The sequence below is a fragment of the Paenibacillus sp. SAF-068 genome (assembly GCF_051967555.1).
Taxonomy (GTDB): Bacteria; Bacillota; Bacilli; order Paenibacillales; family Paenibacillaceae; genus Paenibacillus.
In genome coordinates, this window is record NZ_JBQCJX010000002.1 from 151,970 (window position 1) to 165,089 (window position 13,120).

General features: G+C 48.3%; 11 protein-coding genes. 8 read left to right on the forward strand and 3 right to left on the reverse strand.

The window, feature by feature from the left end; all coding sequences use genetic code 11:
• Positions 1-7: 7 nt before the first annotated feature.
• A complete protein-coding gene (locus ACTHPG_RS14700) occupies positions 8-784 on the reverse strand; it encodes an AraC family ligand binding domain-containing protein (RefSeq protein ID WP_440390344.1) in 777 nt (258 codons plus the stop codon).
• A gap of 19 nt (positions 785-803) precedes the next feature.
• A complete protein-coding gene (locus tag ACTHPG_RS14705) occupies positions 804-1,385 on the reverse strand; it encodes a LysE family translocator (RefSeq protein WP_440390345.1) in 582 nt (193 codons plus the stop codon).
• 206 nt (positions 1,386-1,591) lie between these two features.
• On the opposite strand from ACTHPG_RS14705, the gene ACTHPG_RS14710 reads away from it, so the two are divergent.
• From ACTHPG_RS14710 to mmsB, 6 genes are all read left to right on the forward strand, one after another.
• A complete protein-coding gene (locus ACTHPG_RS14710; protein WP_440390346.1) occupies positions 1,592-2,599 on the forward strand; it encodes a substrate-binding domain-containing protein in 1,008 nt (335 codons plus the stop codon).
• A gap of 91 nt (positions 2,600-2,690) precedes the next feature.
• The gene (locus ACTHPG_RS14715; RefSeq protein ID WP_440390815.1) at positions 2,691-4,559 is read left to right on the forward strand and encodes a cache domain-containing sensor histidine kinase; all 1,869 of its coding nucleotides are present in this window, start codon (positions 2,691-2,693) and stop codon (positions 4,557-4,559) included.
• Positions 4,544-5,872 carry a response regulator gene (locus ACTHPG_RS14720; protein WP_440390347.1) on the forward strand — a complete coding sequence of 443 codons (1,329 nt, stop codon included), beginning with the start codon at positions 4,544-4,546 and terminating at the stop codon, positions 5,870-5,872. The genes ACTHPG_RS14715 and ACTHPG_RS14720 overlap by 16 nt, the downstream gene beginning before the upstream one ends.
• A 314-nt stretch (positions 5,873-6,186) precedes the next feature.
• Complete coding sequence (gene chvE, locus ACTHPG_RS14725) at positions 6,187-7,272, forward strand: multiple monosaccharide ABC transporter substrate-binding protein (protein ID WP_440390348.1); 1,086 nt, start codon at positions 6,187-6,189, stop codon at positions 7,270-7,272.
• Between the two features lie 21 nt (positions 7,273-7,293).
• Positions 7,294-8,844 (forward strand): multiple monosaccharide ABC transporter ATP-binding protein, encoded by a 1,551-nt coding sequence (gene mmsA / locus ACTHPG_RS14730; protein ID WP_440390349.1) that lies wholly within the window; start codon positions 7,294-7,296, stop codon positions 8,842-8,844.
• Entirely contained in the window at positions 8,828-9,991 is a 1,164-nt protein-coding gene (mmsB, locus tag ACTHPG_RS14735; RefSeq protein ID WP_339306177.1) for a multiple monosaccharide ABC transporter permease, read from the forward strand. Before mmsA ends, mmsB begins: the two co-directional genes overlap by 17 nt.
• 71 nt (positions 9,992-10,062) lie before the next feature.
• On the opposite strand, the gene mgtE is transcribed toward mmsB, so the two are convergent.
• The gene (gene mgtE / locus ACTHPG_RS14740; RefSeq protein ID WP_440390350.1) at positions 10,063-11,433 is read right to left on the reverse strand and encodes a magnesium transporter; all 1,371 of its coding nucleotides are present in this window, start codon (positions 11,431-11,433) and stop codon (positions 10,063-10,065) included.
• A 191-nt stretch (positions 11,434-11,624) separates the two neighbouring features.
• Here mgtE and ACTHPG_RS14745 point away from each other — a divergent pair, with 191 nt between their 5' ends.
• Together ACTHPG_RS14745 and ACTHPG_RS14750 are read left to right on the forward strand one after the other, a co-directional pair.
• A complete protein-coding gene (locus tag ACTHPG_RS14745; protein WP_440390351.1) occupies positions 11,625-12,329 on the forward strand; it encodes a DNA alkylation repair protein in 705 nt (234 codons plus the stop codon).
• A gap of 41 nt (positions 12,330-12,370) precedes the next feature.
• On the forward strand, positions 12,371-12,925 hold the full coding sequence (locus ACTHPG_RS14750) for a methylated-DNA--[protein]-cysteine S-methyltransferase (protein WP_440390352.1): 555 nt from the start codon (positions 12,371-12,373) through the stop codon (positions 12,923-12,925).
• Positions 12,926-13,120: the final 195 nt, after the last annotated feature.

A 13,120-nucleotide genomic window follows, 5' to 3' on the forward strand; every position in this document is an offset into this window, starting at 1 on the left:
GCTGCAATTAGTTCAGTTGCAACATGTATTCATAGGCTGTGACACCAAATACCCGTTTGAAATGTCTATTCAGATGGGTCAGATCCACGAATCCACACTCGGCAACAGCAGCGTAGACGTCCTTCTGCATTTCAATTGATTGACGGGCGCGCTCCACCTTGCAGTTTAAGAAAAACTGGTAGGGGGATATGCCGGCTTGTGCCTTGAATTCACGGATAAACTGAAACTTGGACATGCCAAAGTCGGAGCTCAGATTATCCAGTTTGAGTACATCTTCGGTGCTGCACAACATGATTTCCTTGGCTCTTCGAACCAGACTGTCCTGAGGCAGCCAGATCTTGGTATCCATTTCCTTCTGAGCCAGAAGGTGAACCAGATCAAAGACCCGTTCGCTGCACTCGGCTTCGTCCTGTCTGAGTTGAACAGCGTCATTCAGCATCAGGATCTTACGTGCAAGCTCGGGATCATAGACGATGGGACTTCCAAAACGCAATTCCTTTTTGCCGATAATCTCCTCAATCAGATCCGGTTTCAAATACAGCATCACATAATCAATGCCGGCCTTATCATAGGAGCTCCCGTCATGGTACTGTTCACGATTGAATAACATGACACCATTTTGGTGAGAAGCCTGATAATGTCCGTCCAGGTTATATTGTTGAATTCCGCGCAGGGTCACGCCAACCGCATACTCTTCGTGGCAATGTTTTTTATATGCAAAATCAGTAAAGCTGGCCGAGAGTGCCAGCACGTCCTGCGACTTTTTATAGTTAAATCGTTCCATGCAGCACACCTCCCAAGCTTTAGATTAATCCGGATACTATAATGGCTGAGTATAACAAAAAAAGGGCCATGAGAATACTCAGTAATTTTTGGTGCCGATTCAACAGCGTTCTGAAAACCGTGCCAAACACAACCCAACTGGAATAGGCCAGAAAACCAATGAAAGTAATGAGCAAGACGAACAGAAACGATGAGAATGAACTTTGATAAAAAGGCAATACATAACTTGGAATGACCGTGAACGTAAACAAGACCACTTTTGGATTCACAAATTGCATGATGAAACCGTTCCAGAATCCGGTCACTTGGTTTGGTGCATTCTCGGTGGTACCCATCTTGTAAATCTGGTACGCCAAATATACCATGTACAGGCCACCGACAATCTGCATCACCTTCAGGATTCCAGGCAACACGCCGGCAAGAAGGTGATTAAGAAATGCTGATGCGGTAAGCAACAGACCAAATGCCAGTGTAGCTCCCCAGACATAGCGCATTGTTTTTCGTGCGCCAACGATCTGTGTAGAAGAAAGAATTACAATATTGCTAGGGCCGGGGGTAAATGTAACAACGATGCAGTAGATTAAAAAAGATGCAAGATTCATAATGATGATGCTCTCCTCTGGTTGTAGTCTAGTTCCATGATCATACGTCCAGAGGGAGAAACCATATAGTACATTATTGCAGCAGATACACCGTTAGCAGCGGGAGCTTTCTCTTAAAAGATAAGGGGTAGTTTTCTTTTTGAATGATTGCGTTTACAATTTAGACGATATACAAGGTGCTCAGACTACTTGAGGAAGTGAACGGAATGAAAAAAATGCTGCTGGTTTATATTCTACTAATCTCAGCCTTTGCGTTGTATGTGTTGAGATTCGAATACAACAGTCAGGTAAACAGTTCATGGGAGGACCGGGGACTGCGTGGTGATATCGGAGAAACGTATATCATGATTACCTTCCAGTCCGGGCTGGAGTATTGGAAGAGCCCGCTCAAAGGTTTCGAGGACGCCGCGGATGCGTTTGGCGTGACCGTAGAATATCGCGGAGCTACCCGCTATGATGCGAAGGAGCAGACCATGGTGATTGAGCAGGCCATTGCTCGTAAACCGGCGGGCATTGCCATATCGGCGATTGATCCGCAATCGTTAGTTCCAGCGATTAACAAGGCAATCGACGCAGATATCCCTGTTGTATTATTTGACGCGGATGCGCCTGGTAGCCAAGCCTATTCTTTTCTTGGGACAGACAATTACAAGTCGGGTGTAATGGCCGCCGATAAAATGGCTGAACTGCTGGGTCGTGAGGGAGAGGTCGCGGTATTGACCTTGCCTGGACAACAAAATCATGAAGAGCGCACGAAGGGCTTCCGCGATACGATCAAGGATAGATACCCTTCCATGGAGATCGTTGAAGTTGCAGACGGACACGGTGATGCGATGGTATCCAAAGACGAAACACTGAGAATGATGAAGGAACATCCGGAGTTGGCGGGTATTTTTGTAACTGAAGCTACCGGAGGAGCAGGAGCGGGGGAAGCCGTTCAGACTGTTGCGGACAGACATCCATTGCAGATTATTTCGTTTGATACGAATAAGGATACATTGGACATGATCAAGAATGGTACAATCTCAGCTACGATTGCACAGGGAACCTGGAATATGGGATATTGGTCACTTCAATATTTGTTCCATCTGCATCACCAATTAACGGTTCCTGCCCCTTCCTCATCCGGTGAGAATGCACCGCTTCCCGTGATGGTAGACACAGGGATTTCTGTGGTGACACGCTCAGATGTGGATGATTACTATGCCAAATAACAACGGAGATTTCAAGAGTCCAAGGTCTTGGAGCAGGAGAGCAATCCGTTCAACCTTCAGGAATGGAATTCGGCGTTTACGCTTGCGTAATATGCCCCTTCGCTACCAGCTGATGCTGCTATTTCTGTTATTCGCCATTGTACCTTCCGTAGGACTCGGGTTGCTTGTGAACTGGACGGTGGAGCGGGTCGTTGAACGACAGGTTGAAGGGCATACCATGCAACTGATTGGCAAAGTGAATGAAGCGTTGAACAGCAAAATGGAGAATTTGCAGAACATGACCTATTTGATTGCATTTGATCCGGATATTGCTGCTTTTATGGACGACAACATGCCACCTAACGATGATGCAGGCATGGAACCTATCAACACGGACACCCGTGCCGAAACGGAGCAAAACCGGTTATATGGCATCAAGCAAACCTTGCAGGGGTTCACAACGTTGTATCCTGAAATCGCCGGGATTGTTCTCGTCAATGGAAGTGGTGACTATATTAGCAACGAGATGTATCCCCGAGCGGAGCAGAGCCTGACCCAGGAAAATTGGTATCAAAAAGCGTCGGCCAATCCAGGCATTTTCATGGTATTAGGCCAGCCGAAAGAGCGTAATCTCACGACACATGTACGGTACAAGGATGATGAGATTGTATCGGTTGCGCGTTCCATCACGGATGAAGCGTCAGGACGAGTGCGAGGCGTTATTATGATTGATCTTAAACTAAGGTCCGTCTCGCAGGCTGCCCGTAATGTAACCCTGGGGAAGTCCGGTTATGTGATGGTGACGGATGCAGAGGGTCAAAGTGTATACAAGCCTGAGCATCCGCTAATCGAACACATTCCCACAGACTGGTTCCCCTCCGGCGAGAGTGGAACGTTTACCGCCGAAACAGAGGGTGGAACGTTATTATTCATGTATCAGTCATCTACTTTTACGGGTTGGAGAACAGTAGGGGTATTTCCCACCAGAGACTCGATATCCGAAGTACGCCAGATCCAGTTTTACGTGGTTAGCTTTGTATTTGTGGTGTGTTTATTCGGCCTGAGCGCCTCTTTATGGTTCTCCCGTTCAATTGCTCAGCCCATTTTCCGGCTCATGTCCTATATGCGCAGGGCGGAGACCGGCAATCTCAGACCAGGTCGCTGGAGCGATCGCGCTGACGAGATTGGCATGCTTGGCAACAGTTATAACCGAATGCTTGCACAGATACGACAACTGATATCATTAAATGAATTGCGGGAGCGGCAGAAACGTGATGCTGAAATGCGAAGTTTGCAGGAGCATATCAAACCGCACTTTTTGTACAATACCTTGGATACGATTCATTGGATGGCACGCAAAGAGGGTGCAGAAGATGTATCTGGCATGGTTGGCGCGCTGTCACGATTATTTCGTATAGGGCTTAGTAAAGGACAGGATTACATTCCGCTGCATTCCGAGCTTGAGCATATGACCAGCTATATGCAAATTCAGCAGACACGATATCGAGATCGTCTTCAGTATACATTGAATATTCCAGCGGAATTGCGTGACCTTTTCGTGTTAAAGCTGTTGCTTCAGCCCCTGGTAGAGAATGCAATCTATCATGGCATCAAGGGCAGGCGCGGCCCGGGACACATTCGGATGGAGGCCAGATTGGAACATAACAGATTACTGCTGACCGTTCAGGATGATGGAGCAGGGATGTCCAGCGAACGGCTAGCCGAGATGCGGCATCTGCTCGAAGCTCCTTTGGCAAGTTTGGAAGCGTCTTCGCCTGGGATTACAGGCAAAAGTTATGGCATGTTGAACGTGCAGGCCCGTCTCCGGCTGTCCTTTGGCGAGGAGTACGGTATCGTGCTGGAGAGCCAGGAAGGCGAAGGAACTCGGGTGACCATCATTCATCCGTTGATGCGAGAGCTCCCCACAATCCAGCAAATCAATAACGAAGAGAGGCAGGAGAATGAATGGGAAAATTCATAAAATCGACCCCGACAACTTCCACTGAAATAGATGAGACAATCGCATCAACCACGATCATGGAGATTACACCGGATAGCCAGGTGACGAAGAAATACCGCGTGCTCATCGCTGATGATGAACCGATCATTCGGGAGGGGATTCGGGATGCCATTGACTGGACAACGCTCGGGATGGAGGTTGTAGGTGAAGCGGAAGATGGCGAGGAGGCGCTGGAACGGGCAGCTGACCTGGATGTGGATATTGTTCTCGTTGATATGAATATGCCATTTCTGAACGGAATCGAACTCATTCGTGCCCTTCAGCAGAAGTGTCCAGGCTGCCGTTACCTGATCATCTCGGGACATGATGAATTTGCATATGCGCAGGAGGCGGTTCGTCTTGGCGTAGAGGATTACATCTTAAAGCCTGTGCAAGCAGAACAATTGTATGCGGCACTTGAGCGATTGCATCAGCGACTAACGGAGGAGCACCAGAGGACGGCATATGTACAACAGGCAGCCCATCAGATTGAACGTAATATCCCGCTGCTTCGCCAGCGATTTATGATGGAGTGGATGGAAGGGCAGGCGGAAGGGAAGGATCTGACGGAGCAGCTTGTGTTTTTGCGTCTGCCCGCCGTCCCACCTGTGCAGATTGGGATCGTGCGCTGGCCTGCTGCTGAAGCGCGTCAGACGATACTGAGAGAAAATGATCGTCAGCTGTTTCTGTTTGCAGTGGAAAATATAATGAGTGAACTGCTGGCAGACCTGCCACATGTCCTGTTCCGGGATGTAAGCGGATCGATCGGCATGTGTCTGTGGCAGGAAGCCTCCGAAGAAATAGAGTCCCTTCTGGAAAAGCAGATCAGTTCTTGCCTGAATATTGCCATTCATGCTCATGTGGAGACACATACAGGAACACTGGAGGAAATACCTGATACGTACCGTCATTGCCGTGAACGGGTATACGAAGAGGTGCAGTTGTCCCCTCTCGTTCGCCGGGCAAGACAACTTATTCACGAAGAGTATGCCGAGCGGGAACTGACCCTGGAATCGCTCGCTTTCCGTCTACAAGTATCTGCTGTATACCTTAGCCGTGTGCTGAAGAAAGAGCTGAATGATTCCTTTGTCACGCTTGTCACGCATGCCCGCATTCGCAAGGCTGTACAATTATTAGACGCAACGACGCTACCAATTCACACCATAGCTGAGCGTGTAGGTTATGATACCCAGCATTATTTTAGCACCGCGTTCAAAAAAACGATGGGTATTTCGCCTGCGCAGTATCGAAAGAATGGAGGGACAGCTGATCGTCCTTCGGCGAATCGAAAATAATTACACTTGATCACTAATAGGTGATGTACGATGAATGAGAAGGATGTGTTCTACTTCGTGTGAAGCGAAGTGGAGCATGTCCTTTTTTTTGGACTCTGAAACGATCCTTCGTCGACTTTGCTCGCAATTCTCGTTTCCATCAAAAGTTAAATTTTTATAAAAAAGGTTCAAAACGTGCAAAGACCTTGTGGCATCCCGAATGCTACCATTGGTCTCAGACAGGAACAGCAAGCAACAGAATGCACTATATGCATTGTAAGCGTTATCTTATAACTCATTCAGAACCGTATGACGTGAGGAAAGGGGAACTTCATATGAAAAAAGGAGCAATGCTCATCTGGCTTCTGGTGATGATCTTGATGCTCTCGGCCTGCAATCTGGCAGAGAGTGGCACAGGCAGCAAGGAAAAGGGATATGTCGGTATATCGATGCCAACCAAATCATCAGAGCGATGGGTGGGAGACGGGGAGAACATGGTGCGTCTGTTTCAGGAGCAGGGGTACAAAACCGATCTTCAGTACGCTGAGGACGTGGTTGAGAATCAGATTTCACAGATTGAAAACATGATCACCAAAGGCGTAGATGTGATGGTCATCGCATCTGTGGATGGCAACACACTAACGGATGTCATCAAGAAGGCGCATGACGAGGGGATCCAAGTGATCTCATATGATCGGCTCATTCGCAATACGCCTTACTTGACCTATTACGCTACGTTCGACAATTTCAAAGTGGGTGTGCTTCAAGCCTCCTACATCGAACAAAAGCTAGGACTCAAGGATGGAAAAGGACCGTATAACATTGAGTTGTTTGGTGGCTCCCCAGACGATAATAACGCCTATTTCTTCTTCGATGGCGCGATGTCTGTGCTTAAGCCGTACATTGAATCCGGCAAACTGGTGGTACGCAGCAAGCAGATGACGATGGCCCAGATCGCGACCTTGCGCTGGGACGGAGCATTAGCCCAGTCACGAATGGATAACCTGCTGAGTGCCTATTACTCAGGTGATCATCTGGATGCCGTGTTATCTCCGTATGATGGAATCAGTATTGGTATCATCTCATCTTTGAAAGGGATCGGTTACGGTACTTCGAACAAGCCGCTGCCCGTTATTACAGGACAGGATGCCGAACTTGCCTCAATCAAGTCGATTGTGGCCGGGGAACAGACGCAGACCGTGTTCAAGGATACGCGCAAGCTAGCCGAGAAGACCGTAGAGATGGCCAATAGTATTTTGCAAGGAAAACAGGCGGAAGTGAATGATACAAAATCATATAACAACGGGATTAAGGTCGTTCCGGCGTATCTCCTGGATCCTATTTCCGTAGATCGTACCAATGTGGAACAGGATATCGTGGGTACCCAGTATTACACGAAGGAAGAGATCGGACTGAAATAATAAACGAAAGGAGCACATCCCATGGCCGGAATCATTCTGGAAATGAAGAACATCACCAAAACCTTTCCTGGCGTCAAAGCGCTGGAGAATGTCAATCTGAAAGTCCGTGAAGGCGAAATTCATTCCATATGTGGTGAAAATGGTGCAGGTAAATCTACGTTGATGAAGGTGTTAAGTGGTGTATATCCACATGGCACGTACGAAGGCGACATTTTATTTCAGGGCAAAAAATGTGAGTTCAAGGATATCAAGCAGAGCGAGGATCTGGGAATCGTCATTATCCATCAGGAGTTGGCCCTGATTCCCTACCTTTCGATCGCAGAGAATATCTATTTGGGCAATGAGCGTGCGAACAGAGGAATCGTCGACTGGAAGGAAACTTTTGTGGGTACCCGCGAACTGCTCTCGAAGGTGGGATTAAGCGAAAATCCGAACACGATGGTATCCAGCATCGGGGTAGGCAAGCAGCAACTGGTCGAAATTGCGAAAGCGCTCTCCAAGAAGGTAAGACTGCTTATTCTGGATGAGCCAACGGCTGCGCTGAACGAGGACGATAGTGAAAATCTGCTGCAATTAATGTTGGAATTCAAGAAGCAGGGCATCTCCTGTATCCTGATCTCGCACAAGTTGAATGAAGTATCCAAGGTATCCGATTCCGTAACCATTTTACGGGACGGCAAGACGATAGAGACATTGGATATGAAGAAGGAGAAAGTAACAGAGGACCGGATTATTAGCGGAATGGTAGGACGTGATCTCACCAGTCGTTACCCGGAGCGTCATGCCACCATAGGGGAAATCATCCTTGAGGTGAAGGACTGGACGGTATATCACGAACATCATGCCGAGCGGAAAGTACTGGATCAGATCCATATGAATATCCGACGTGGTGAGATTGTCGGAATTGCCGGGCTGATGGGGGCTGGGCGTACCGAGCTTGCCATGAGTATCTTTGGCAAATCCTATGGCCGGAATATTACGGGACAGCTCATCAAGAATGGTAAACCCATTCAAAACAATACGGTCACGGAGGCCATTCAGAATGGATTCGCTTATGTGACAGAAGATCGTAAGGAATACGGACTCATTCTGATGGATGACATCAAGCGCAACATCTCCTTAACGGGTCTCGGCAAGCTGACGCGAAACGCGGTAGTGAACGAGCGCGAAGAAGTGCTGGTCGCGGAAGAGATGAAGAAAAGCATGAATATCAAAGCACCAAGTATTTTGCAAAAGACTGGCAATCTGAGTGGGGGCAACCAGCAAAAAGTGGTGCTGAGTAAATGGATCTTTGCCGGACCGGATATTCTTATCCTGGATGAACCCACCCGGGGTATTGATGTGGGAGCGAAATTCGAAATCTATACGATCATTCATCGGCTTGCTACGGAAGGCAAAGGCGTACTGGTAATCTCATCCGAGCTTCCGGAGGTTCTTGGCCTGTGTGACCGGATCTACGTAATGAATGCCGGACGAATCACCGGTGAAGTCAGCCGGGAGCAAGCATCGCAGGAAACATTGATGAGATATATGACCAAGTCTGGAGGCGGCAAGCATGGAAATGATAACTAAACTGTTCAAAAATAATATCCGTCAATACGGCATGATAATTGCCCTGGTAGTGATTATGCTCTTGTTCGAGGTACTGACAGGCGGGCTGTTGCTCAAGCCGATTAATATTACGAATCTGATCTTGCAGAACAGCTATATATTGGTGCTGGCCATCGGTATGGTGCTGGTCATCATTACCGGGCATATTGATCTGTCTGTCGGTTCCATTGCAGCCTTTGTTGGTGCAGTTGCCGCAATTATGATGGTTGATTGGCAGCTTCCGGCTTGGCTTGCGGTTATCGCTTCCTTGCTGGTTGGCGCTCTGATCGGTGCTTGGCAAGGCTTCTGGATCGCGTATGTGCGAATTCCGGCATTTATCGTGACACTGGCAGGGATGTTATTGTTCCGAGGTTTGACGATGATCGTGCTGGAGGGGCAGTCCATCTCTCCTTTTCCGGCTGGATTCCAGAAAATAAGCTCGGGTTTCCTGGCAGACATTCAATTCTCGGGCTTCGGTCTGGTATCCATTATTGTGGGTCTTGTGCTCACCGTCTGGTACATCGTTAATGAAGTGCGGGAACGCCGCTCCCAGCGAAAATATGGATTTGAGGTCGTTTCACAGGGACTGTTTTTGCTCAAGCTGATTGTGGTGGCTGTCGTGACGAATCTGTTTACCTTTGTCCTTGCGAGTTATGCGGGTATTCCGAATATCCTGGTTCTGCTGTTTGTCCTGATCGTTGTGTATTCCTTCGTGATGAATCGTACCGTTATGGGACGTCATGTGTATGCGCTTGGAGGTAATGAGAAGGCAGCCGGTCTGTCCGGAGTCAAAACGAAAAAGGTAACCTTCTGGGTGTTCGTAAACATGGGTACACTTGCCGCAGTATCCGGGTTGATCTTCGCCGCACGTCTGAATGCTGCTACGCCAAGGGCGGGTACCAACTTCGAGCTGGATGCCATTGCGGCCTGCTTCATCGGTGGTGCTTCCGCTTCAGGCGGTATAGGTACAGTATTTGGTGCCATCATCGGTGGTTTGGTCATGGGTGTACTGAATAACGGGATGTCCCTGATTGGTCTCGGCATTGACTGGCAGCAGGGAATTAAGGGATTGGTACTGCTGCTGGCTGTAGCATTTGATATCTATAATAAAAATAAAAGATCGGCGTAACACGTGCTACAATCCAAAAACAGACCTTGATCTCAAGATCAGGTCTGTTTTGCCGTATGCACCCTTTTTATTTACATCAAGGCATCGAGGAAACGTGTCGCGATTCCAAAATAAATAAACAGGGACAAGATATCATTCAATGTGGTGATTAATGGGCCAGAGGCGACAGCGGGGTCGACTTTGAAACGACTAAGCAGAAGCGGTATGCAGGTACCGGTCAGTGTACCGATGACGAGAGTAAGGAACAGAGACACCCCAATGATGGCACCCAGCAGCCAGTCCCCTTGCCAGAAATATGCAATGACGGTGATCAGTAACCCGCATACCAAGCCAATCATTGTGCCTACTTTGATCTCCCGACCAATCAGTGCGAGTACGGTGGCTTTGTCGAGCTTGCGCCCGATCAGTCCACGTACCACAACAGCCAGAGATTGTGTTCCTGTATTACCGGTCATACCCGCGATCATCGGCATGAAGAATGCCAGTGCCACAACCTGATTCAGCGTATCCTCGAAGAAATCCACGATGCTTCCCGAGATGAGTCCAATCAGCAGAAGCAGAATGAGCCAGGGGAGTCTGCGTCTGACGGCAACGAGTGGTTTGGTATCAAAGTCGATATCCTTGCCGCCACCACCCATCTTGGCCAAATCTTCACTTGCTTCATCCATAATAATATCGATGACATCATCCATCTGAATGATACCGCATAACCTGTGATTCTCATCCACCACCGGAAGCGCAATAAACTCATAACGCTGCAGAAGCTGTGCTGCTTCTTCCTGGTCCATATCCACTGTTGCATGGATCACCCGCCGGGTCATCAGTTCTTCAACCTGGGTCTTGTCGTCTGCCAAGGCAAGGGAGCGATAACTCACGACACCCACCAGTTTACCTTCATCATCCGTTACATAGAGGTAACTGGAGGCGGAGATATGCATGGTACCTTGCGATTGCCGCAAGGCTTCCTTGGCTGTCTCATGGGAGAGCAGGGTCCGGTACCGGTCTGTCATGATACGCCCTGCTGTCTCCGGCGGATAATTAAGCACGGACCGAATAATGGCAGAGTGGTCCAGGTTCATGTTGGACAGCAATTCTTCTCTGCGTTTGGCAGGCAAATCGTGCATGAACCGAATCAGATCACTTTTGTCCATCTGCTGCATGACTTCAAGCGTTCGTTCCGGCCCGAGTCGTTCAAACAGTTGAATCTGTTCTTGCAGCTTCAGGGTCTCGGCGAGATCCGCCAGGGCATCGGGTTTGAACAAGAGCAGAAACCGATTGGTTTCTTCTTCAGGGAACTTTTTATATACGAGTGAGAGGTCGTAGGGATGCAGTTCTTTCACCAATTTATAGAAATCGGGAAGGTTCCGGGATTGCACATGTTGAACGAGTTGTTCGGTGATCTCCTCTACGGAGAAATCTTTCTTGGTATGAGGTCCGTTCATATCGACACTCCTTTCTAAACGGTCAGCTCCATATTTTTAAACGAAATCGGTTGGCGGTTAAACAAATGAAGGGAAAAAGGGATTGCCCAAGAGGATATTGTAATCTTGCTCAAACATTCGATATGGGCTTACAAACTGGCGCTGCGAGGATATACTTGTTGTACAGCAACAGACGAGGAGGAAATGCGCTAGTGGAAGTAGATATCAGAACACAATTGCTCAGCTTGGCTGAACCGGAATATCAGAAATTCTCGGCTGCGCTCATTCCCAACATCACGAATGTACTGGGTGTAAGGCTGCCTGCCTTACGTAAAATTGCCAAGCAGCTTGCTGCGGGGGACTGGCGCACATATCTGGAGACGGCAGAGGATGAATATTTCGAAGAAGTGATGCTGCAAGCCATGGTCATTGGGCATGTTCAGGCGGATCTGGACGAGCTGCTGAAGGCGATTGAAACATTTGTACCGAAGATTGACAACTGGTCGGTATGCGACAGCTTCTGTGCGGGACTGAAATATACGAAAGTGCATTCGGAGTCGATGTGGGCATTCTTGCAGCCGTATCTGAAATCAGATCAGGAATATGAAATCCGGTTTGGCGTGGTGATGCTGTTGAATTTCTATCTGGATGAGAGATATATAGATCGGGTTCTATTCGCATTGGATCAGATTCGACACGAAGCGTATTATGTGAAAATGGCGGTTGCGTGGGCCATCTCGATGGCTTATGTGAAACAACCCGAGGTGACTCTGCGTTATCTGAAGCACAATACGCTGGACGATTTTACGTATAATAAGGCACTTCAGAAAATCACGGAATCGTATCGCGTTGATCCGGAGAGCAAGCAGATGATTCGTAGTATGAAACGTAAGGTGAAGAAGCAAGGTACCTCCTAGTCCTAGCAATAAGCATTCCACCGGGAAGAGGCGATAAACGGATGAGAAAAAAGTTGATGTACACCACGATGCAGTTGGACGGTCGTCCATGGGTGCTGCTTGCTACGGAGCATGGATTGTGCCGAGTGGTTATGCCGAATGAAACACTGGAGGATTGGAACGGCTGGATACAGAAAGTAGCACCTGGCGTGGAACTGGAAGAGAACGAGCATGCTCTGAAACAAACAGGTATGATGGACTGGTTGCAGTCCTACTTTGCAGGGGAACCGATGGCTTATACAGACGCCATCCCTCTGGATTTGATTGGAACGAGCTTTCAGCAGGAGGTATGGCGAGAATTGGGTCGTGTGCCTTACGGTGAAATTCGAACCTATGGTGATATAGCTGTTGCGATTGGAAGACCTTCGGCTGTGCGAGCAGTTGGGGCTGCCAATGGGGCCAATCCAATTCCGGTTCTGCTACCATGCCACCGCATTATTGGGGCTAATCGCAAGCTGACCGGGTTCCGTGGAGGCCTGGAGATGAAGCGCAGACTGCTGGATATCGAACAGATTGAAGGCGTGACCGATGGAGGGCATGCGCGATTTCATTTTTAATAGACTGGCGTGACCAAGAAGATTAAGGGGATAGGGCAGGCACGTATTGTGCCTGTTTTTTGGCATGTATTGAGAAAGGAACTGGTAAGGAGCAAAAGCTTGAGACTTATTATGAATAATATAAACTGAACGCCCTCCTTCAGCGAATTTAAAGTCCATTAAATCATAAGGAAAGTGATGCCTCCAATTTCCTTC

Excerpts from the sequence above, each read along its gene's own strand:
- ACTHPG_RS14700 (WP_440390344.1), bottom strand. The coding sequence starts at position 784 with ATGGAACGATTTAACTATAAAAAGTCGCAGGACGTGCTGGCACTCTCG.
- ACTHPG_RS14705 (WP_440390345.1), bottom strand. The coding sequence starts at position 1,385 with ATGAATCTTGCATCTTTTTTAATCTACTGCATCGTTGTTACATTTACC.
- ACTHPG_RS14710 (WP_440390346.1), top strand. The coding sequence starts at position 1,592 with ATGAAAAAAATGCTGCTGGTTTATATTCTACTAATCTCAGCCTTTGCG.
- ACTHPG_RS14715 (WP_440390815.1), top strand. The coding sequence starts at position 2,691 with ATGCCCCTTCGCTACCAGCTGATGCTGCTATTTCTGTTATTCGCCATT.
- ACTHPG_RS14720 (WP_440390347.1), top strand. The coding sequence starts at position 4,544 with ATGGGAAAATTCATAAAATCGACCCCGACAACTTCCACTGAAATAGAT.
- chvE (WP_440390348.1), top strand. The coding sequence starts at position 6,187 with ATGAAAAAAGGAGCAATGCTCATCTGGCTTCTGGTGATGATCTTGATG.
- mmsA (WP_440390349.1), top strand. The coding sequence starts at position 7,294 with ATGGCCGGAATCATTCTGGAAATGAAGAACATCACCAAAACCTTTCCT.
- mmsB (WP_339306177.1), top strand. The coding sequence starts at position 8,828 with ATGGAAATGATAACTAAACTGTTCAAAAATAATATCCGTCAATACGGC.
- mgtE (WP_440390350.1), bottom strand. The coding sequence starts at position 11,433 with ATGAACGGACCTCATACCAAGAAAGATTTCTCCGTAGAGGAGATCACC.
- ACTHPG_RS14750 (WP_440390352.1), top strand. The coding sequence starts at position 12,371 with ATGAGAAAAAAGTTGATGTACACCACGATGCAGTTGGACGGTCGTCCA.